The sequence below is a fragment of the Trinickia sp. genome (genome assembly GCF_051953955.1).
Taxonomy (GTDB): domain Bacteria; phylum Pseudomonadota; class Gammaproteobacteria; order Burkholderiales; family Burkholderiaceae; genus Trinickia.
In genome coordinates, this window is record NZ_JBQCIF010000064.1 from 1 (window position 1) to 20941 (window position 20941).

Annotated in this window: 13 protein-coding genes and 1 pseudogene; 4 read left to right on the plus strand and 10 right to left on the minus strand. The window is 64.5% G+C overall.

Annotated elements, in window-relative coordinates; genetic code table 11:
- From ACTHNZ_RS12300 to typA, 3 genes are all read right to left on the minus strand, one after another.
- The coding region (locus tag ACTHNZ_RS12300) for a biotin/lipoyl-containing protein (RefSeq protein WP_440542773.1) at window positions 1–518 on the minus strand (518 nt) is incomplete at its 3' end.
- Between the two features lie 143 nt (window positions 519–661).
- Window positions 662–3517 (minus strand): 2-oxoglutarate dehydrogenase E1 component, encoded by a 2856-nt coding sequence (locus ACTHNZ_RS12305; protein ID WP_440542774.1) that lies wholly within the window; start codon window positions 3515–3517, stop codon window positions 662–664.
- Window positions 3518–3816: 299 nt separating this feature from the next.
- The gene (typA, locus tag ACTHNZ_RS12310; protein ID WP_440542775.1) at window positions 3817–5643 is read right to left on the minus strand and encodes a translational GTPase TypA; all 1827 of its coding nucleotides are present in this window, start codon (window positions 5641–5643) and stop codon (window positions 3817–3819) included.
- 287 nt (window positions 5644–5930) lie between these two features.
- Here typA and ACTHNZ_RS12315 point away from each other — a divergent pair, with 287 nt between their 5' ends.
- From ACTHNZ_RS12315 to ACTHNZ_RS12330, 4 genes are all read left to right on the plus strand, one after another.
- Complete coding sequence (locus tag ACTHNZ_RS12315; RefSeq protein WP_440542776.1) at window positions 5931–6410, plus strand: MarR family winged helix-turn-helix transcriptional regulator; 480 nt, start codon at window positions 5931–5933, stop codon at window positions 6408–6410.
- A gap of 196 nt (window positions 6411–6606) precedes the next feature.
- Window positions 6607–8031, plus strand: a complete 1425-nt coding sequence (locus ACTHNZ_RS12320) for an efflux transporter outer membrane subunit (protein WP_440542802.1) — start codon at window positions 6607–6609, stop codon at window positions 8029–8031.
- Window positions 8032–8170: 139 nt separating this feature from the next.
- Window positions 8171–9361: an EmrA/EmrK family multidrug efflux transporter periplasmic adaptor subunit gene (locus ACTHNZ_RS12325; protein ID WP_440542777.1), complete on the plus strand. Its 1191-nt coding sequence runs from the start codon at window positions 8171–8173 to the stop codon at window positions 9359–9361.
- The gene (locus ACTHNZ_RS12330) at window positions 9361–10920 is read left to right on the plus strand and encodes a DHA2 family efflux MFS transporter permease subunit (protein WP_440542778.1); all 1560 of its coding nucleotides are present in this window, start codon (window positions 9361–9363) and stop codon (window positions 10918–10920) included. The genes ACTHNZ_RS12325 and ACTHNZ_RS12330 overlap by 1 nt, the downstream gene beginning before the upstream one ends.
- A gap of 126 nt (window positions 10921–11046) precedes the next feature.
- Here ACTHNZ_RS12330 and truB read toward each other — a convergent pair whose 3' ends face one another.
- From truB to scpB, 7 genes and pseudogenes are all read right to left on the minus strand, one after another.
- Window positions 11047–12024 (minus strand): tRNA pseudouridine(55) synthase TruB, encoded by a 978-nt coding sequence (gene truB / locus ACTHNZ_RS12335; protein WP_440542779.1) that lies wholly within the window; start codon window positions 12022–12024, stop codon window positions 11047–11049.
- Between the two features lie 7 nt (window positions 12025–12031).
- Window positions 12032–12400 (minus strand): 30S ribosome-binding factor RbfA, encoded by a 369-nt coding sequence (gene rbfA, locus ACTHNZ_RS12340; RefSeq protein ID WP_440542780.1) that lies wholly within the window; start codon window positions 12398–12400, stop codon window positions 12032–12034.
- A gap of 88 nt (window positions 12401–12488) precedes the next feature.
- Window positions 12489–15407, minus strand: a complete 2919-nt coding sequence (infB, locus tag ACTHNZ_RS12345; RefSeq protein ID WP_440542781.1) for a translation initiation factor IF-2 — start codon at window positions 15405–15407, stop codon at window positions 12489–12491.
- Between the two features lie 95 nt (window positions 15408–15502).
- The gene (nusA, locus tag ACTHNZ_RS12350) at window positions 15503–16978 is read right to left on the minus strand and encodes a transcription termination factor NusA (RefSeq protein WP_440542782.1); all 1476 of its coding nucleotides are present in this window, start codon (window positions 16976–16978) and stop codon (window positions 15503–15505) included.
- Window positions 16975–17433, minus strand: a complete 459-nt coding sequence (gene rimP, locus ACTHNZ_RS12355; protein ID WP_440542783.1) for a ribosome maturation factor RimP — start codon at window positions 17431–17433, stop codon at window positions 16975–16977. The genes nusA and rimP overlap by 4 nt, the downstream gene beginning before the upstream one ends.
- A 354-nt stretch (window positions 17434–17787) precedes the next feature.
- Window positions 17788–19539: a 23S rRNA pseudouridine(2605) synthase RluB gene (gene rluB / locus ACTHNZ_RS12360; protein ID WP_440542784.1), complete on the minus strand. Its 1752-nt coding sequence runs from the start codon at window positions 19537–19539 to the stop codon at window positions 17788–17790.
- A 308-nt stretch (window positions 19540–19847) separates the two neighbouring features.
- Window positions 19848–20417: pseudogene (gene scpB / locus ACTHNZ_RS12365) on the minus strand (SMC-Scp complex subunit ScpB); the annotation flags it as partial.
- Between the last annotated feature and the right edge of the window lie 524 nt (window positions 20418–20941).

Genomic DNA, 20941 nt, shown 5'->3' on the forward strand with positions numbered 1-20941 from the left:
GGCAGCGACGGCTTGGCCGGCTTCGCCGCCGGCGCGGCAGCCGGTGCCCGCGCGGCGGGAGCGCCGGCGGCGAGCACGTCGCCCTTCGTGATGCGGCCGTCGCGGCCCGTGCCTGCGACGTCGCCGGCCGAGAGATTCTTCTCGGCCATCAGCTTGCCGGCAGCCGGCGAAGCGGCGGCACCGGCCGTCGCGGTGGCGGCGGGCGCAGCAGCGGCTGCGGCGGGCGCGGCGGCCGGAGCGGCTGCGGCAGCCGGAGCGGCGGCGGCAGCCGCCTTGCCTTCCGTATCGATCTTCGCGAGCAGTTGCTCCGATTCGACCGTTGCGCCGTCGGCGACGATGACTTCAGCCAGCACGCCCGAATCGGGCGCCGGCACTTCGAGCACGACCTTGTCCGTTTCGATCTCGACGAGAATCTCGTCGCGCGTCACGGCCTCGCCCGGCTTCTTCTTCCACTGAAGCATCGTGCCTTCCGAAACCGACTCCGAAAACTGCGGAACCTTGACCTCAACAATAGCCATTTGATCTTTCCTGAACTCTTTAATCTGGTGTGGGAGGCGAACCGGGCCTCGCGCCGCGATGCGCGCCTAGCGCGCTCGACGAGCTGCGGGAAAGCACGCTTCATGAACGACAGCCGTGCTTTCCCGGTTCGCCCTCGATCTAGTTATTTAGCGATCTGCGCGCTCTTGAGCCGGCCGAACGCGCCTTCGATCAGCGCCTTTTGCTGCTCGTAGTGCTTCGCGTAGTAGCCGACCGCCGGGGAGGCCGAAGCCGGACGGCCGCTGTATGCCAGCTTCTGCCCTTCCTTCATGCCTTCCTTCAAGTGGTGCTCGACGTAGAACCACGGGCCTTGGTTTTGCGGCTCGTCCTGCACCCACACCACCTCGGTCGCGTTGTCGTACTTCTTGATCTCGGCTTCGAACTGCTTGTGCGCGAACGGATAGAGCTGCTCGATCCGAACGATCGCGACGTCGTTCGCCTTGGCCTCGCGGCGGTGGGCGGTGAGATCGTAGTAGACGCGGCCCGAGCATACGACGACGCGCTTGACCTTCTTCGCATCGATCGTGCCGTCGACTTCACCGAGCACGGGCTGGAACGTGCCGCTGGCGAGTTCGGACAGGTCCGACACCGCTTCCTTGTGGCGCAGCAGCGACTTCGGCGTGAAGACGATGAGCGGCTTGCGGAACAAGCGGATCATCTGGCGGCGCAGCAGATGGAAGATCTGCGCGGGCGTCGTGGGCTGAACGACTTGCATGTTGTGCTCGGCGCACAGCTGCAAGAAGCGCTCGATACGCGCCGACGAGTGCTCGGGGCCCTGCCCCTCGTAGCCGTGCGGCAGCAGCATCGTCAGGCCCGAGACGCGGCCCCACTTCACTTCACCCGACGAGATGAACTGGTCGATCACGACTTGGGCGCCGTTGACGAAATCGCCGAACTGCGCTTCCCAGGCGACGAGCGTGTTCGGCTCGGCCGTCGAGTAGCCGTATTCGAAGCCGAGCACGGCTTCTTCGGACAGCACCGAATCGATCACCGTGAACTTCGCTTGACCGTCGGCCACGTTTTGCAGCGGAATGTAGGTGCCGTCGTTCCAGCGCTCACGGTTTTGATCGTGCAGCACTGCGTGACGGTGCGTGAACGTGCCACGGCCCGAATCCTGGCCCGTCAGACGCACGGCGTAGCCGGAGGCGACGAGCGAGGCGAAGGCCAAGTGCTCGCCCATGCCCCAATCGAGCGGCGCGTCGCCGCGGCCCATCGCACGGCGGTCGTTCACGACGCGCTCGACGAGCGGGTGCACCTTGAAATTCTCGGGTACCGTCGTGATGCGCTCGGCCAAACGCTTCAGTTCCGCCAGCGGCACGGCCGTGTCGGCCGCATCCGTCCACTTGCGGTTCAGGAACGGCATCCAGTCGACGGCGTACTTGCTCTTGTAGTTCGAGAGCACCGGGTCGATCGTGTGGTGGCCTTCGTCCATCGCTTGACGGAACGCCTTGATGAAGCTTTCCGCGTCCTCGGCCGCGATGACGCCCTGCTGCGCGAGTTTCTCCGCGTAGAGCGCCCGCGTGCCGGGATGCTGGGCGATCTTCTTGTACATCAGCGGCTGCGTGACGGCCGGCGTGTCCTGCTCGTTGTGGCCGAGCTTGCGGAAGCAGACGATGTCGAGCACGACATCCTTGTGGAACTGCATCCGGAAGTCGATCGCGATCTGCGTGGCGAGCACGACGGCTTCGGGGTCATCCCCGTTCACGTGCAGCACCGGCGCTTCGATCATCTTGACGACGTCCGAGCAGTACAGCGTCGAACGCGCATCGCGCGGATCGGACGTCGTGAAGCCGATCTGGTTGTTGATGACGATGTGCAGCGTGCCGTGCGTGCCGTAGCCGCGCGTTTGCGCGAGGTTCAGCGTTTCCATCACGACGCCTTGACCCGCGAATGCCGCATCGCCGTGGATCTGCACGGGCAGCACTTGCAAGCCGGAGTCGTCGCCGCGGCGGTCCATCCGCGCCTTCGCCGAGCCTTCCACCACGGGATTGACGATTTCGAGGTGCGAGGGGTTGAACGCGAGCGAGAGGTGCACGGGGCCGCCATCGGTGGCGACGTCCGATGAGAAGCCCTTGTGGTACTTGACGTCGCCGGCCGGCAGATCGTCGACGTGCTTGCCCTCGAATTCGGCGAAGAGGTCGGACGGCATCTTGCCCAGCGTGTTCACGAGCACGTTCAGACGGCCACGGTGGGCCATGCCGATCACGATTTCCTGTACGCCCTTGGCACCCGCGTGACGAACGACTTCGTCCATCGAGGCGATGAAGCTTTCGCCGCCTTCGAGCGAGAAGCGCTTCTGGCCGACGTACTTCGTGTGCAGATAGCGCTCGAGGCCTTCAGCGGCCGTCAGGCGGTTCAGGATGTGCTTCTTTTTGTCCGCCGAGAAGTTCGGCGTGGCGCGCGTCGATTCGAGGCGCTCTTGCCACCAGCGCTTTTGCTCGGGATCGCTGATGTACATGAACTCGGCGCCGATCGTGCCGCAGTAGGTGTCGCGCAGGCCCTTCACGATGTCGCGCAGCGAAGCTTGCTCGAACCCCAAGTACAGGTTGCTCGCGCTGAACGTCTGGTCCATGTCGGCTTCGGTGAAGTCGTAGAACGCAGGCTCGAGCTCGGGGATGGCGGGACGCTCGCGGCGCTTCAGCGGATCGAGATTGGCCCACTGCGAACCGAGGAAGCGGTAAGCGCTGATGAGCGACTGGACGTGAACCTGCTTGCGCGCGGTGGAGAGATTCTCGCCGGCGCCGCGCGGGATGAAGGCATTGGCCTTCGCGCGCTGGGCGAACGATTCGACGATGGGGCCGTGGGCCACGTCGCTGGCCGCGCTGCCGTCCGAGGCAGGCACGTTCTGCAACGCATCGAAGTATCCGCGCCAGTTATCGGGGACGGACGCCGGGTTATCTAGGTATTGCTCGTACAGTTCTTCAACGTACGGAGCATTGCCGCCGAACAAGTACGAGTTCAGCTGGAATTGCTTCATCATGTTTACGCTCACCTTTCTTCGAGCTTCTCGAGAAATAGCGGGTTACTCAACCTTCCGCGACACGGCCTGACCGTTTAGCGGATTGCGCGAATCAAGTCTTGCTTGGAAGGACCTAAAACTAGCATCGCGCAGCATATCACAGAACGCATGGTCCCGATCGGACTGAATCACTGCAAGCGCCCGTCCGATAAAGAAAAAGCCACCTCGGAGGGTGGCTTTTCGGATGCTCGCCCGCGATGCGGCAAGCGAGCGCTAAACGAGCGGCGACCGGCAACGCGCCGCGCGCCCGATCGTTTGCGTCAGTCGATCGAGGCCTCGCGGCTCGCGCGGCGGCGCTCATGCTCCTTCAGATGGCGCTTACGCAGACGAATCGATTGGGGGGTGACCTCGACGAGTTCGTCGTCGTCGATGAATTCCACCGCATATTCCAGCGACATTTGAATCGGCGGAACGAGGCGCACGGCTTCGTCGGTGCCCGACGCACGCACGTTCGTCAGTTGCTTGCCTTTGATCGGGTTCACGACGAGATCGTTGTCGCGGCTGTGGATACCGATGATCATGCCCTCGTACAGCGCGTCGCCCGGCTTGACGAACATGCGGCCGCGGTCCTGCAGCTTCCACAGCGCGTAGGCGACGGCCGCGCCGTCGTCCTGCGAGATCAGCACCCCGTTGCGGCGCTCGCCGAGCGTGCCTTCCTTGACGGGCGCATATTCGTCGAACACGTGGCTCATGAGGCCCGTGCCGCGCGTGAGCGTCATGAATTCGCCCTGGAAGCCAATCAGCCCGCGTGCCGGAATCTTGTACTCGAGGCGCGTGCGGCCGCGGCCGTCGGACGCCATGTCGAGCAATTCGCCCTTGCGGCGGCCCAGCTCTTCCATGACGCCGCCTTGATGGCCGTCTTCGACGTCGACCGTCAGCAGTTCGTACGGCTCGTGCTTCACGCCGTCGACTTCATGCAAGACCACGCGCGGGCGCGACACCGCGAGCTCGTAGCCTTCGCGGCGCATGTTCTCGATCAGGATCGTCAGATGCAGCTCGCCGCGGCCCGACACTTCGAACACCGTTTCGTCGCCGGTGTCGCGCACGCGCAACGCCACGTTGTGATTGAGCTCGCGCGTCAGGCGATCGCGAATTTGGCGGCTCGTGACGAATTTGCCTTCCTTACCCGCGAGCGGCGACGAATTCACGAGGAAGTTCATCGTCAGCGTCGGCTCGTCGACAGTGATCATCGGCAAGGCTTCGGGCGTATCCGGCGCACAGATCGTCGCGCCGATGCCGATGTCTTCGATGCCGTTGATGAGGACGATGTCGCCCGCTTGGGCCTCATCCACCTGCACACGGTCGAGCCCATGGAACGACAGCACTTGGTTGATCTTGCGGTTGAAGACTTCACCCTCGGGCCCGAAGCGCAGCGCAACCGGCTGGCCGGGCTTGATCCGGCCCCGCGCGATGCGGCCCACGCCGATGCGGCCGACGTAGGTCGAATAGTCGAGCGAGGTGATCTGCAGCTGCAAAGGACCGTCCGGATCGGCGTCGCGCACGGGCACGTGCTGGAGGATGGCCTCGAACAGCGGGCGCATGTCGCCCTCGCGCGCGCTCGCGTCGAGCGACGCATAGCCGTTCAGGCCCGACGCGTAGATGATCGGAAAATCGAGCTGCTCTTCCGTTGCGCCGAGCTTGTCGAACAAGTCGAACGTCTGATTGATGACCCAGTCGATGCGCGCGCCGGGGCGATCGATCTTGTTGACGACGACGATCGGCTTCAGGCCGAGCGCGAGCGCCTTTTTCGTCACGAAGCGCGTTTGCGGCATCGGGCCCTCGACGGCGTCGACGAGCAGCAGCACCGAATCGACCATCGACAGCACGCGCTCCACCTCGCCGCCGAAATCGGCGTGGCCCGGGGTGTCGACGATATTGATGTGCGTGCCTTCGTACTCGACCGCGCAGTTCTTCGCCAAAATCGTGATGCCGCGCTCTTTTTCGATGTCGTTCGAGTCCATCACGCGTTCCGCGATCTGCTGGTTTTCTCGGAACGTGCCCGACTGGCGAAGCAGTTGGTCGACGAGCGTCGTCTTGCCGTGGTCGACGTGGGCAATGATGGCGATGTTGCGGATAGCGCGAGTCATAGAAATAAGGGGCGGTTGCGTGCGCGAAACAGGATGCGACGAAAGGCCAAAAACGGGTGCGCGCACTTTCTGGGTAACTTGAAATTGTAGCACGCGGACGTGACGTCCGACTGCCGGATGCAACTGAGCGGTTGCAAGCAGCGTTCCACGGAAAGCCTCATAATGGGCGGCTTGCATTAAGGGACCGCTTAAAACCACGGTCGACGGAAGGGTCGATGCTTGCCGGATGGGCCAACGCGCGCCTATAATCATGCCTAGTCAACTATTGCAATCGCACGGAAATCGCCATGAGCAAACCGCCCTCGCCGCTGCCGCCCGAGGCGTGCAGCTACCAGATGGACGAAAGCGTCGGCTACCTGATCGCGCGCGCGAAGTCGAGCCTGTCGAATCTCGTCACGCAACGCACGCTGGGCGAGCTGGGCATCACGAGCACCCAGGCGAGCATGCTGTTCATGATCGCGAGCGGCCGCTGCTCGCTGGCGGCGGAACTCGCGCGCGACTACGGAATTGACGCAAGCGCGGTCACTCGGCTGATCGATCGGCTGGAAAAGCGTAATCTGCTTTCGCGCGTTCGCAGTTCGGAGGATCGCCGCGCCGTTCGATTGGCCGTGACCGAGGAAGGGCGCGAGTTGGCCGCGCGCATGCCGGAGATCTTCGGCGGCGTCGTTGACAAGGCGCTCGCGGGCTTCACGCCCGAGGAAGTCGGATTCTTGAAGAGCATGCTCCGGCGCATTCTCGCCAACACCGCCGATCCGGCGGCGAGTTAGCCGCGTTGGGTTTTCCGCTGGCGCCCGTTGGCTGCCACGGCAACGAGTTTCGACGTTCAATCGCAAAAAATAAGTTGCAGAGTCCATGATCACATTCACCTCGAAAGGCCGTGCGATGCCCTCTTCTCCCACCGCGGCCCGCATCCCTGCGGGCCGCGGCGCCCTCGCAGCCGCCGCGGCCGCCGTCATCGTCGCGATGGCCGGATGCGCCAACTACGCGGGCATCAAGAGCGACAAGCAGATCACGCAAGCCAGTGCGCTCGAGTCGGCGCAGAGCCTGCCCGGCGAAGGGGGCCAATGGCCGTCGCTCGACTGGGCGAGTCAGTTCGGTGATCCGCAGTTGCCTCAGCTCATCGACGAAGCGCTTCAAGGCAATCCGTCGATCGCGCAAGCGCAGGCACGTATCGCGCAGGCGCAGTCGTACATCGAAAGCGCGCGCTCGGGTCTGATGCCGAAGGTCAACGGCAGCTATTCGGTGACGCGCGAGCGGTTTTCGGCCAACGGTTTGTACCCGCCGCCGTTCGGCGGCGGCTGGTTCACCGAGAACAATGCACTGGCCAGCGCGTCATGGGATCTCGATCTCTGGGGCAAGAATCGTGCACGCGTGAACGCGTCGCTCTCGCAGGAAAAGGCGGCCGAAGCCGACCTGCAGGAAGCGCGGATCACGCTCGCGTCATCGGTCGCGCGCACCTATAACCAACTGGCCCAACTCTACGCGCTGCGCGACATCGCGGCGCGCGAGATCCGCAATCGTCAGGAAGTCGGCTCGATCACGAACGGCCGCGTTGCGGCGGGGCTCGACACGAACGTAGAAAAGGAAACGGCGCGCGGCAATACGGCAACGAGCCAGGCGACGCTCTCCGATCTCGACGGGCAAATCAAGTCGGTGCGTTTCCAGTTGGCCGCGCTGCTCGGCAAAGGCCCCGACCGCGGGCTCGCGATCCATGACCCCGTGCTCGCCCCGGGCGGGGCCGTGACGCTGCCGTCGAACCTGCCGGCCGATCTCGTCTCGCGCCGGCCCGACATCATCGCGGCGCGCTGGCAGATCGAAGCGGCGCTCGAGAACGTCAAGGAAGCGAAGGCCGAGTTCTTCCCCGACATCAACCTCGCCGCGGGAATCGGCTTGGATGCGTTCGGCTGGGGCCACTTCCTGATGGCCGCGAGCCGGCAGATCACGGCGGGGCCGGCGATTCACCTGCCGATCTTCGACGCCGGCGCACTGCGTGCTCAGTTGAAGGGCCGCTACGCCGACTTCGACCTCGACGTGGCGAACTACAACCAGGCGCTCATCAATGCGATGTCCGACGTCGCCACGCAAGTGGCATCGATTCGCGCCATCGATACCGAAATGGGCGATGCGCAGCGCGCGCTCGATGCGTCGACGGAGGCGTACCGCTTGGCCGTGATTCGCTACAAGGCCGGGCTGTCGCCGCAACTGCAGGTGCTCACGGCCGACGACAACCGGCTCGCATCCGAGCAGACGGTGACGAACCTGAAGATGAAGCGCCGCGATCTGCAGTTCGCGCTGATTCGCGCGCTCGGCGGCGGCTTCGACGCGCAGACCGCGGGCGTCGCCGTGCCGGCATCGGGCGGGATAGCGGCCGCCGCGCCGAAGGGCTGAGCCGAACCGCAAGCGGCACCGCGTTGCATGTTGCATGACGCGATGTGACGCAACGACGAAGAACCGAGACCTACGCAAGATTCAACGATAGAGCTTCGAGCGGACAAAACTCGAGGCTCGAGAAACGGAGAGCATTTCCATGAGCGACACTCAACAAACCGCCGCGAGCGTGCAGTCGCAGAACAACAACAGCAGGCGCAAGCGCTTGATGACGCTGCTCGTCGGCGTGATTCTCGTCGCTGCCGTCGCCTACGGCTTGTACTACTTCCTCGACGCGCGCTTTCACGAAAGCACCGACGATGCCTACGTGAATGGCAACGTCGTGCAGATCACGCCGCAAGTGACGGGTACCGTCATCGCCGTGAACGCCGACGACACGCAAACGGTGAAGTCCGGCGATTCTCTCGTGGTGCTCGACGGCGCTGATGCGAAAGTCGCGCTACAACAAGCCGAAGCGAACCTCGCCCAAACGGTGCGGCAAGTGCGCGGCCTGTTCGTCAACAACGACCAGTACCAAGCGCAAATCGCCCAGCGTCAAGCCGATCTGTCGCGCGCGCAAGACGATTTGCGCCGGCGCCTGGCCGTCGCTCAAACGGGCGCGGTGTCGCAAGAAGAGATCTCGCACGCTCGCGACACGGTGAAGGCCGCCCAAGCCGCGCTCGACGCCGCACAGCAACAGCTCGCATCGAACCGTGCGCTGACGGCGAACACGACCATCGCCACACACCCGAACGTGCTCGCCGCCGCCGCCAAAGTGCGCGACGCCTACCTGAACAACGCGCGCAACGTCCTGCCCGCCCCCGTTACCGGCTACGTCGCGAAGCGTTCGGTGCAGGTCGGCCAGCGCGTCTCGCCGGGCACGCCGTTGATGGCGATCGTTCCGCTCGAATCGGTCTGGGTCGACGCGAACTTCAAGGAAGTGCAACTCAAGCACATGCGGATCGGCCAACCCGTGGAACTGACCGCCGACATCTACGGTTCATCGGTCGTCTATCACGGCAAGGTCGTCGGGTTCTCCGCCGGGACCGGTTCCGCGTTCTCGCTGCTGCCCGCGCAAAATGCGACGGGCAACTGGATCAAGGTCGTCCAGCGCCTGCCCGTGCGGATCGCGCTCGATCCGGCCGAGCTGCGCACGCATCCGCTGCGCATCGGGCTGTCGATGCAGGCCGACGTCGACATCAAGAACGACTCGGGCAACCAGCTCGGCAACGCGCAGAACACGGTCTATCAGACGAACGTGTTCGATAAGTACGGCGACGAGGCGAATGCGGAGATCGCGCGCATCATCGCCGAGAACGCCGGTTCCCCCCCACGCCTCGCGCAACGATAATGGCTCAGCCCCACGCTTCGCATCCGCCGCTCAAAGGCGCTTCGCTCGTGATCGGCACGATCGCCGTGTCGCTCGCGGTGTTCATGAACGTGCTCGACACGTCGATCGCGAACGTGTCGATTCCGACCATCTCGGGCGACCTCGGTGTGTCGTCCGATCAAGGCACCTGGGTCATCACGTCGTTCGCCGTCGCGAACGCGATCTCGGTGCCGCTGACGGGCTGGCTCACGGAGCGGCTCGGGCAGGTCCGCCTGTTCCTTGCATCGATCGTTCTATTCGTGATCTCGTCGTGGATGTGCGGGCTCTCGCCATCCCTGCCGTTCCTGCTGCTGTCGCGCGTGATTCAAGGCGCCGTGGCAGGTCCGATGATTCCGCTCTCGCAAACGCTGCTGCTCGCGAGCTATCCGCGCGCGAAAGCGCCGCTCGCGCTATCGATGTGGTCGATGACGACGTTGATCGCGCCTGTCGCGGGACCGATTCTCGGCGGATGGATCTCGGACAACATCTCATGGCCGTGGATCTTCTACGTCAACATTCCCGTCGGCATCGTGGCGGCGATCGCGACCTGGGCCATTTTCCGAACGCGCGACTCCGCGATCAGGAAAGCGCCGATCGATTCGGTCGGCCTCGGGCTGCTCGTGATCTGGGTCGGCTCGCTGCAGGTGATGCTCGACAAGGGCAAGGATCTCGATTGGTTCTCGTCGCCGACGGTCGTCGTGCTCGGGCTCACGGCGTTGATCGGCTTTGCGTTCTTCGTCGTGTGGGAGTTGACGGCCGATCACCCCGTCGTCGATTTGTCGCTGTTCAAGAAGCGCAACTTCACGGGCGGAACCATCGCGCTGTCGGTCGGCTATGGGCTCTACTTCGGCAATCTCGTGCTGCTGCCGCTGTGGCTGCAAACCGACATCGGCTACACGGCGACGGACGCGGGCCTCGTCATGGCGCCCGTCGGCGTGTTCGCGATTCTGCTCTCGCCCGTCACCGGCAAATTCCTCCCGCGCACGGATCCGCGCAAGATCGCGACCGCCGCCTTCATCGTGTTCGCTTTGTGCTTCTGGATGCGCTCGCGTTATACGACGGGCGTCGATACGTGGTCGCTCGCGCTGCCCACGCTCGTGCAAGGGATTGCGATGGCGGGGTTCTTCATCCCACTCGTTTCGATCACGTTGTCGGGGCTGCCCGGCAACCGGATCGCGGCGGCATCGGGGCTCTCGAACTTCGTGCGGATCATGTGCGGGGGTATCGGCACATCGATCTTCACGACAGCGTGGGATCACCGCACGAGCTTGCATCACGCGCAGTTGACCGAGCGTGCCAGCACGTTCGATCCGACCTTCGGTCAATCGATGACGCAACTGGGCTCGCTGGGATTGGACAGGTCGCAAGGCTATGGCCTGTTCGATCGTCTCGTGACGCAGCAAGCAGCGCAGCTCGGCGTGAACGACCTGTTCTACATCTCGTCGGTCATCTTCGTCGTGCTGATCGCGCTGATTTGGATCACGAAGCCCGAGCGCAGCGGAGGCGGGGATTCGAGCGCGGCGGCATCGGCGGCGCACTAGGCACGCGGGGCGCAACAGTACCCGTCGCCACGACGAGTTGCATGTGAAGAAACGCCCGGTATGCCGGGCGTTTTACATTGCATCGCTGGAAAACCGGTCGTTGATCGTTGATCCCGATAGGACGGGCTAGGCCGATGCCGGCGCCGTTACGACCAGCCGTTCGGGAGCAAGCACCCCGCTTTCGGCTCTTGCCACGCCGAGCAATGCACCGTCTTCATCGCGATAGACCCGCACGCGCGTATCCGTACGTTCGTTTTCGGCGGCTAGCTCGTTGGCCTGCCGTTCGACGTGCACCGGCGGCAGATCGGCCAAGCGCAGCCGCTGGCCCTGCAGAAAGCGCTTCGCTTCGACGGCACCGAGACGCATGGCGGGGAACGTCGAAAGCAGCGCATCGACAGGACGCAAGCAAGCATCGCGGGCACCGCTGTCCATGGCTTCGAGCGCCTCGAGCGTCACCGCATGCTCGAGGGTCAGCGCCCCCACTCCCGTGCGCCTCAGCGCGACGAGATGCGCGCCGCAGCCGAGCGCTTCACCAATATCTTCAGCCAGCGTGCGGACATAGGTACCTTTGCTGCAGATGACGCGAAAGGTCACGTCCGGCAACGCCGCACCGAGCAATTCGAGCCGGTGGATCGTGACGTCGCGCGCCGCGCGTTCGACGACTTGCCCCGCACGCGCGTATTCATAGAGCGGCTTGCCGTCGCGCTTGAGCGCCGAATGCATCGGCGGCACCTGCGAAATCGGCCCACGAAAGCGCGCCAACGTCGCTTCGACGTCGGGCAAGCCGGCCGCGACCGGACGCGTCTCCAACACTTCACCCTCTGCATCGCCCGTGGTTGTGCGCTCGCCAAGCCGCATCGTCGCCTCGTACGTCTTATCGGCTTCGAGCAGATCTTGCGAGAATTTCGTCGCTTCGCCAAAACAAAGCGGCAACAAACCCGACGCGAGCGGATCGAGCGTACCGGTATGGCCCGCTTTCTGAGCAAGAAAAAGACGCTTTGCCCGCACGAGAGCATCGTTGCTCGAAAGCCCCAGCCCCTTGTCGAGCAGCAAAACGCCATCGAGCGCGCGGCGCGGCACGCGCGGACGTTGAGGTTGTTTCATCGATCAATCAATCGTCTTTCGCGCGCGTCGCGTTCGCTTCATCGATCAAGCGCGACATCTCGACGGCCTTCTCGATCGTTTTGTCGTAGTGGAAATGCAGCGTCGGCACCGTATGGATGTGCAAGCGCTTGAACAACAGATTGTGGAGATGCCCGGCCGCGTGGTTGAGCGCAACCTGCGTAGCCTGAGGATCGCCGGTCAGCGTCGTGAAGAAGACCTTCGCATGCGCGTAATCGGGCGTGAGCTCGACGCTTTGAATCGTGACGAGCCCGATGCGCGGATCTTTCACTTCACGAGCGATGAGCTCGGACAGATCGCGCTGAATTTGATCGGCGATCTGGACATTGCGGTTGGGAGATGTGCGTTTCTTCGACATGATGAACCCGCCTAGCGGATGGGGCGCAAAAAACAACGGGGCGGAGGAGGCTTGCTGCCTGCTCCGCCCCGAGCCGCGCGCTTGACGTTCAGAGCGTACGCGCGACTTCCGTGACTTCGAACACCTCGAACTGATCGCCTTCGACGATATCGTTGAAGTTCTTGATCGACATACCGCACTCGAAGCCTTGCTTCACTTCCTTCACGTCATCCTTGAAGCGCTTGAGCGAATCGAGTTCGCCCGTGAAGATGACGACGTTGTTGCGCAGCACGCGCACCGACGAGGAACGCTTGACCACGCCGTCCGTGACCATACAGCCCGCCACCGCGCCGACCTTCGGTACCTTGAAGACTTGGCGCACTTCGACCATGCCGGTGACGACTTCGCGCTTCTCAGGCGCCAGCATGCCCGACATCGCCGCCTTCACCTCATCCACGGCGTCGTAGATGATGTTGTAGTAGCGGATGTCGATGCCGTTCGTCTCGGCCAGCTTGCGCGCCTGAGCATCGGCTCGCGTGTTGAAGCCGATGATGACCGCCTTCGACGCCGTCGCCAGATTGACATCCGACTCGCTGATGCCGCCGACGGCACCGTGCACGATCTGCACGCGCACTTCGTCGGTCGACAGCTTCTGCAGCGATTGGACCAACGCTTCCTGCGAACCTTGGACGTCGGCCTTGACGATGAGCGGCAGCGTCTGCACTTCGCCCTCGCCCATCTGCTCGAGCATGCTTTCGAGCTTGGCGGCCTGCTGCTTCGCCAGCTTGACGTCGCGGAACTTGCCTTGGCGGAACAGCGCGATTTCGCGCGCCTTGCGCTCGTCCGGCAAAACGATGACTTCTTCACCGGCGGCCGGCACTTCCGACAGACCCTGGATCTCGACCGGAATCGACGGACCGGCTTCCTTCGTCGCCTTGCCCGTCTCGTCCAGCATCGCACGCACGCGGCCGTAGGCGCTGCCCGCCAGCACGACGTCGCCGCGCGCGAGCGTACCCGACTGCACGAGAATCGTCGCCACCGGGCCCTTACCCTTATCGAGCTTCGCTTCGATGACGAGACCCTTGGCAGGCGCCGCAACCGGAGCCGTCAGTTCGAGCACTTCGGCTTGCAGCAGCACGTTCTCGAGCAGATCGTCGATGCCCGCGCCCGTCTTCGCCGAAACGGGGACGAACGGCGAATCGCCGCCGTACTCTTCCGGCACGACGCCTTCGGCGACGAGTTCCTGCTTGACGCGCTCGGGGTTCGCCTCGGGCTTGTCGATCTTGTTGATCGCCACGACGATCGGCACGCCGCCCGCCTTCGCGTGGGCAATCGCTTCCTTCGTCTGCGGCATCACGCCATCGTCGGCCGCCACCACGAGAATCACGATGTCGGTTGCTTTCGCACCGCGGGCACGCATCGCCGTAAACGCTTCGTGACCCGGCGTATCGAGGAACGTGATGACGCCACGCGGCGTTTCGACGTGGTAAGCGCCGATATGCTGCGTAATGCCGCCCGCTTCGCCCGCCGCCACCTTCGCACGGCGGATGTAGTCGAGCAGCGACGTCTTGCCGTGGTCGACGTGGCCCATCACGGTCACGACCGGCGGACGCGGCAACTGCTCGGCATCCGTCGCTTCACCCTCGACGAGCAGCGCTTCCGGATCGTCGAGCTTGGCCGCAACCGCGTGATGGCCCAGTTCCTCGACGATGATCATCGCCGTTTCCTGATCGAGCATCTGGTTGATCGTGACCATCTGCCCCATCTTCATCATCACCTTGATGACTTCCGAAGCCTTCACGGACATCTTGTGAGCGAGGTCGGCCACCGTGATCGTCTCAGGCACGTGCACTTCACGCACGATCGGTTCGGTCGGCGCTTGGAACGACGTAGCTTCCTGATGCCGGCCGCGCCCCTTCGGGCCGCCGCGCCAGCCGCGGTCGACGCCGCCGCTCGTATCGCCGCGCGTCTTGATGCCGCGGCGCTTGGCTGCGTCGTCCTGCCAGCCGCCCTTGCCGCCTTGCTTCTTCTTGTCCGCCGAACCGGGCGCACTGGAAGGCTGAGCCGACGAAGGCGCAGCCGTGCCGCCCGCGGCCGGCTTGCGCGCGGCGGCGGGACGCGGCGATTCGCCGGCCGGACGCACGGGCTTGTGCAGCGTGCCCTTCGCTTCCGCCGCCTTCGCGGCTTCGGCGGGCTTCGCTACCGGCGCCGGCTCCGGCGCCTTCACCTGTGCCTTGCGCGGCGTGTTCATCATCTCGCGGATCGCGCGTGCCTCGGCCTCGGCCTTCTCACGGCGCTTGCGAATTTCTTCCTGTTCGGCACGCGCCTTCTCGGCGGCTTCGCGTGCGGCATCCTCGGCCTTCTTGGCCGCTTCGCGTTGTGCCGCGCGTTCGGCGGCCGCACGCTCGTCGTCCTCGGCCGTGCTGCGCTCGGCCTGCTCGCGGGCGGCAGCCTCGGCGTGCTCGGCCGCGGCCTCCGCGTGTTTTTTCGCCGACTCTTCCTCGGCGCGCTGACGCTCGGCCTCGGCAGCCTTCTCGCGCGCTTGGCGCTCGGCTTCCTCGCGCTCGAGCCGTTCTTGGCGCTCGCGCAACTCTTGAGCTTGCTTCTCGAGCAGTTCCGCTTCGCGGCGCGCTTCTTCCTCGCGACGCTGCAGCTCGGCGCTTTCATCGACGGCTTCGGCCGCTTGCGCGTCCGCCGCCTCTGCCGCAGCCGCGCCGTCCGCGGCTTCATCGCGCTTCACGAATACGCGTTTCTTGCGCACTTCGACCTGAATGGTGCGAGCCTTGCCCGTCGCGTCGGATTGCTTGATCTCCGACGTGTGCCGGCGAGTCAGCGTGATCTTGCGCTTGTCGGTATCGGCCGAGCCGTGCGACTTGCGCAAATGATCGAGCAGACGCGCCTTGTCCGATTCGGACAGCGCATCGTCCTCGCTCGCTTTCTGGACACCCGCCGCCTGGAGCTGCTCGAGCAGCACCCCGGCCGGCATTTTCAGTTCCGCGGCAAATTGGGCTACGTTGTTACTCGCCATTCATTCCTCTTAGTGCAAGGACCGATTCCTTGCGGTTAGCATCGGGTCATGCGATCGAATGATCGCTATCTAATCAGTGCGCCATGGTCATTCACTCACTGGAACCAGTGTTCACGTGCTTTCATGATCAACGCCTTCGCGGCTTCCTCTTGCATTGCGGTCATTTCGACCAATTCGTCGACGGCGAGCTCCGCTAGCTCGTCGCGCGTCTGGATCTGATGCTCGGCAAGCTTGGCCAGCAGCTCGGCATCCATTCCTTCCAAGCTCTTGAGGTCGAGCGCAACACCTTCGACCTTCTCTTCGTTGGCGATCGCCATCGTCAGCAACGCGTCGCGCGCACGATTGCGCAACTCGTGGACGGTGTCTTCGTCGAACGCCTCGATTTCGAGCATCTCGTTGAGCGGCACATAGGCGATCTCTTCGAGGCTCGTGAAACCCTCGTCGATGAGGATGTCGGCCACTTCCTCGTCGACGTCGAGCCGCGCCATGAACAAGTCACGCAGAACGCCGCGCTCCTGGTTCTCCTTCTGCGCCGACTCGTCGGGCGTCATGATGTTGATCTGCCAGCCCGTCAGCTCGCTGGCGAGACGCACGTTCTGACCGCTGCGGCCGATCGCGACCGCAAGCTCGCTTTCGTCCACGACGACGTCCATCGAGTGCTTCTCTTCATCGACGACGATCGACTGAACCGCAGCCGGAGCGAGCGCGCCGATCACGAACTGAGCCGGATCTTCCGACCAGAGCACGATATCGACGTTCTCGCCGCCGAGCTCGTTGCGCACGGCCTGAACGCGCGAACCGCGGATGCCGACGCAGGTGCCGATCGGATCGATGCGCTTATCGTAGGCCACGACGCCGATCTTCGCTCGCACGCCGGGGTCGCGCGCTGCCGCCTTGATCTCGAGCAGGCCCTGCTCGATTTCGGGCACTTCCATTTCGAACAGCTTCATCAGGAACTCGGGCGCCGTGCGCGAGAGTTCGATCTGCGGGCCGCGCGCCGTGCGGTCGACCTTGCCGATATAGGCACGCACGCGGTCGCCGACGCGCAGATTTTCCTTCGGAATAAGCTGATCGCGGCGCAGCAGCGCCTCGACGCGGCCCGATTCGACGACGAAGTTACCCTTGTCCAAACGCTTGACCGTACCGGTCATGATCTTTTCGCCGCGCTCGAGGAAATCGTTGAGGATCTGCTCGCGCTCGGCGTCGCGCACTTTCTGCAAGATGACTTGCTTGGCGGCCTGTGCACCGATGCGGCCGAATTCGATCGACGGAATCGGCTCTTCGATGAATTGATCGAGCTCGATGTCGGGCTGTTGCTCGCGCGCCTCGAACAGCAGGATTTCCTGATCCGGCTCTTGCAGGCCGGCTTCGTCCGGCACGACGCGCCACCGGCGATAGGTTTCGTGCTCGCCCGATTCCCGATCGATATGCACGCGAATGTCGACGTCTTCCTCGAAGAGCTTCTTGGTGGCCGAAGCAAGTGCGGCTTCGAGCGCAGCGAACACCACATCTTTATTGACGTTCTTTTCGCGCGCCAGCGCATCGACCAGCATCAGTACTTCGCGACTCATTGTTTCCGGCTCCTAAAGTCAACCTGCGGGACCAGGCGTGCGCGGTCCATGTCCGCGAGCGTGAAATCGAGCATCGCGGCGCCTTCCTTCCCTTCAAATTCCAAACCGATCGTTTCGCCGTTCGGCGCATGCAGGATGCCCCGGAACGTCTTGCGCCCGTCCAACGGCTTTTTCAATGTCACGACCGCCTCGCTGCCCGCGAAGCGCGCGAAATCCGCCAATTTCTTGAGCGGACGATCGAGCCCCGGCGACGACACTTCGAGCCGTTCGTAGTCGATGTTCTCAACCGTCAGAACGTGCTGGAGCTGACGCGTGACTTTTTCGCAATCCTCGATCGCAATGCCGGCGCTCTGGTCGATGTAGACGCACAGCATTCCACGACCGGTGCGCTCGAGGTCCACGAGCTCGTAGCCCATGCCCGAGACCGTGGTTTCTATCAGTTCCGTCAGTTGCACAGTGCCCTCTAAGGTGTTCGCGCTCGCGCGTTTCACCCACGGGGCCGCGCGCCGCGCCATGCCGGCGCGCGAGAAGATGCGTTACCCGAGATGCCGAACCGTTACCGCCAAAAAAAAAATGGGCGAAACGCCCATCATCTTCTTACCGGTGGTCGCACCTGAGCCGCACAGAAAGCCGCACGCCCAGCGACTTTGTAAGTTTAGCATTTTTCACGGCGCGTTGCAAAGCAGCGCGCCGTGCGAAGCCTCGCAACGAGGCCTTTTCGCGACAGCCGGACCGGTCGGCTCGGCCGGTCAATCAATCAATCAATCGCACCGCGGCATCGGAGGACCGCCGCGCCGCGCGAGCCGGTATCAGCGGCCGCGCGAACGACCGCGCGCCGCCGGACCCTGTCCGCCGCCGCGATTGCCGCCACCGCCACCACCGCCCCCCGAGCGATTGCCGCCCGATGCGCGATTGCCGTTCGCGTTCCCGCCGCCGAACGCACGCTTGCCGCCGCCCGCGCCCGACGGAGCACGATTGCCGTCGACGTCGCGCGGACCCCGGCCCTTCTGGCCGCCGCTCCCGCCGCCACGGTTGCCGTAGCCGCCGCCCAACGGATCGCCGAAACCGCCGGCACCGCCACCGAACCCACCGGCACCGCGGCGTCCCGCACCCCGGCCGGGCTGCTCGAAGCGCCCATGCGCGGTGAGCACCGGCTCGCGGTTGATGAAACCCATCGACGTCTGCATCGGATCAGGCTGGCGCCGCTCTTGATCCTGGCGGCGAGCGCCCTTCTCCTCGGTGGGCGCTTTGAGCCCAACGGCCGCCATGAGGCTGCGCACCTGGCTTTCCTCGAGCTCTTCCCAGCGCCCTCGGTGCAAGCCGCGCGGCAGTGAGATCGGGCCGTGGCGCGTGCGAATGAGCCGGCTGACCATCAGGCCGACCGCCTCGAACATGCGGCGCACCTCGCGATTGCGCCCTTCTGCGAGCGCGACGTGATACCAGTGATTCGTTCCCTCGCCGCCGCCGTCGCGGATGCGCAGGAAGTTCGCCGGGCCGTCGTCGAGCTCGATGCCGTGCAGCAGCTTTTGCCGCGCGCTTTCCGACAACTCGCCCACGACGCGCACCGCATACTCTCGCTCCACGCTGTAGCGCGGATGCATGAAGCGGTTCGCCAAATCGCCCGAGGTCGTCAGCATCAGCAAGCCCTCGGTATTGAAGTCGAGCCGGCCGACGGCGAGCCATTTCGCCGTCTTCATCGGCGGCAGCTTATCGAACACGGACGGCCGCCCTTCCGGGTCGGCATGGCTGACGATCTCGCCGGTCGGCTTGTGATAGAGCAGCACGCGCGGCGGCTTCGTCTGCACGCGCCGCTTGACGGGCTTGCCGTTGATCCGCACCTGGTCGGTCGGCATGATCCGCTGCCCGATATGCGCCGGCTCGCCGTTGACCGAGACGCGCCCCGCCACGATCAACTCTTCCATCTCGCGGCGCGAGCCCATGCCCGCTTCGGCCAAGACCTTATGGAGCTTCGGTGCGTCGTCGTCGGGCGCCAGCACGCGCTTTTGCGGCGCTTGACGGCCGCGTCGAAGCATCGGCGCGCGGACGCCGCCCGTTGCGCTGTTGTCGGCATCGAATGCAGGCGACGTCACATAGTCGAACAAGTCGTCCTGCGCCGCGGCGGCGGGCTCGCTCCGTTTCGCTTGCCGGCCTTTGCCCTTTTCCTTGTCTTGACCACCGGACGCACCCGCGTCCGCACGGCGGCCGGCCTGGGCACGCCCACCCTTTTGCCCGCCTTTGCGCGGCCCGCGTGCCGGCGCGGCGGAGCCGGGCTCCATCGCGGAAGCCTCGGCCGGCGCCTGCGCATCGCCCCCTTCGGAGCCGCCTTGACTCGGCGCCTGCTCGCCGGCCTCGCTCTTGGTCTTGGCCGCCGCGCGGCGCCGCGCGATCAAGCTGCGTGGACCTCGGCGCAAGCCGCGGCGCGGACGCTCTTGATCGCCCGCTTCCGCGATGTGGGCGCCCTGCTCGGACTCGCTTGCCGGCGCGCGCTGCGCGTCGTCGCGGCCCGCGGCGTCAGCGGCAGGCCCTGATGCGGACCAATCGGTGTCGTGGGTATTCGTCAAAACAACCTCAAATGTCAATTGCGCGCACCCGTTGCAGGTGCTGCGTGCGTTCGATTACGTCAGGCCCGTCGAGAAGCCGGTTCGTCGTCGGTATAAGTGTCCGTGTCGGCATCGTCGGCCGACTCGCCGCGCTCCGATTCGTGCGCCGATTCGCCGGACGCGTCCGCCGATTGCTGCACGTCGGCCGGCGACGGCGCACCGTCTTGCGTGCTCGCTGGCGGCTCGGCATCGGCATCGCGGGCCGAATCCACATCCGCATCCGCGCCCCGACCCTCGGCACCGCTGTCGTTCGCCGCTTCGACGAGCGACGCATCCTCGGGAAACTCGATCGCGTGCTGCGCGAGCAGCTCCGCCGCGTTCTGCGTCGTCGGATCCTCGAGCGGCGGGAGTTCGTCGAGCGCCTTCAGCCCCAGATCGTCGAGAAACTGCTTCGTCGTGGCGTAGAGCGCCGGGCGGCCCGGCACGTCGCGATGGCCGATCACCTCGACCCAACTGCGGTCCTCGAGCTGCTTGATCACCTGCGTGTTCACGGTGACCCCGCGGATTTCTTCGATATCGCCGCGCGTGACCGGTTGCCGGTACGCGATGATCGCGAGCGTCTCCAAGACAGCGCGCGAATACTTCGGCGGCTTTTCCGGGTGCAAGCGATCGAGATAACCACGCATGGCCGGCTTGCTTTGAAAACGCCAGCCGGACGCGAGCCCGACGAGTTCGACGCCTCGCCCGGACCATTCGCTTCTCAGATCCTCAAGTAACGCACGGACTGTATCCGCCGAGATCGCATCGGCGAAGAGCTTACGCAAGTCGCCGACCTTGAGCGGCTCTTGCGCGCAAATCAAAGCAGTCTCGAGGACGATCTTCGCCTCTTGGGTATTCATGCAGCTAGGTCAGACCCTGTGGTCAACGAACCGGATCAAACAGACGATATGGAACTGAAGACGCGCTCGCCCGATTTTGATCGGTCATATTGATGGGAGCACGGACCGGGGGGACGGCGAATCGAGCAGCGCTCGAGCCAGGCCCAGCCGGACGAAGCAGCGGTTTTCCGGAGAAGGCGCCGCGTGACTGAACGCCATCTTACGCAAAAAGCCCGGGAGCGTAAACAGCGAATCGCGCGCCTCTTGCGTGGCGTAAAGCGCACTGCGGCTCAAATATTGAACATCGGTTGCGCCCCCTCGGAATCGACGAATCAGTGAGTCATGCTGCAATCGCAAAGCAATCCGCGTGCACGGCATGCGCCCGCCACAAGCGACTCGCGAGCATGTGCTTCGGTTCCGAGGATGCTCATTTATCGCATCGCAATAAGCGGGCGCCGCCGCACTCCCTATGCGCCAGGCTGCACAAGATTGGTGATTGCCCTGATTTTCGACCCCGGCGTTTTGGCGTCTTATACGCCCCTAGC

What these genes read in the sequence shown, in the direction of transcription:
- ACTHNZ_RS12305 (WP_440542774.1), bottom strand. Translation starts at nt 3,517, where the DNA reads ATGATGAAGCAATTCCAGCTGAACTCGTACTTGTTCGGCGGCAATGCT.
- nusA (WP_440542782.1), bottom strand. Translation starts at nt 16,978, where the DNA reads ATGAGTCGCGAAGTACTGATGCTGGTCGATGCGCTGGCGCGCGAAAAG.
- ACTHNZ_RS12325 (WP_440542777.1), top strand. Translation starts at nt 8,171, where the DNA reads ATGAGCGACACTCAACAAACCGCCGCGAGCGTGCAGTCGCAGAACAAC.
- truB (WP_440542779.1), bottom strand. Translation starts at nt 12,024, where the DNA reads ATGAAACAACCTCAACGTCCGCGCGTGCCGCGCCGCGCGCTCGATGGC.
- rbfA (WP_440542780.1), bottom strand. Translation starts at nt 12,400, where the DNA reads ATGTCGAAGAAACGCACATCTCCCAACCGCAATGTCCAGATCGCCGAT.
- ACTHNZ_RS12330 (WP_440542778.1), top strand. Translation starts at nt 9,361, where the DNA reads ATGGCTCAGCCCCACGCTTCGCATCCGCCGCTCAAAGGCGCTTCGCTC.
- infB (WP_440542781.1), bottom strand. Translation starts at nt 15,407, where the DNA reads ATGGCGAGTAACAACGTAGCCCAATTTGCCGCGGAACTGAAAATGCCG.
- ACTHNZ_RS12315 (WP_440542776.1), top strand. Translation starts at nt 5,931, where the DNA reads ATGAGCAAACCGCCCTCGCCGCTGCCGCCCGAGGCGTGCAGCTACCAG.
- ACTHNZ_RS12320 (WP_440542802.1), top strand. Translation starts at nt 6,607, where the DNA reads ATGGCCGGATGCGCCAACTACGCGGGCATCAAGAGCGACAAGCAGATC.
- typA (WP_440542775.1), bottom strand. Translation starts at nt 5,643, where the DNA reads ATGACTCGCGCTATCCGCAACATCGCCATCATTGCCCACGTCGACCAC.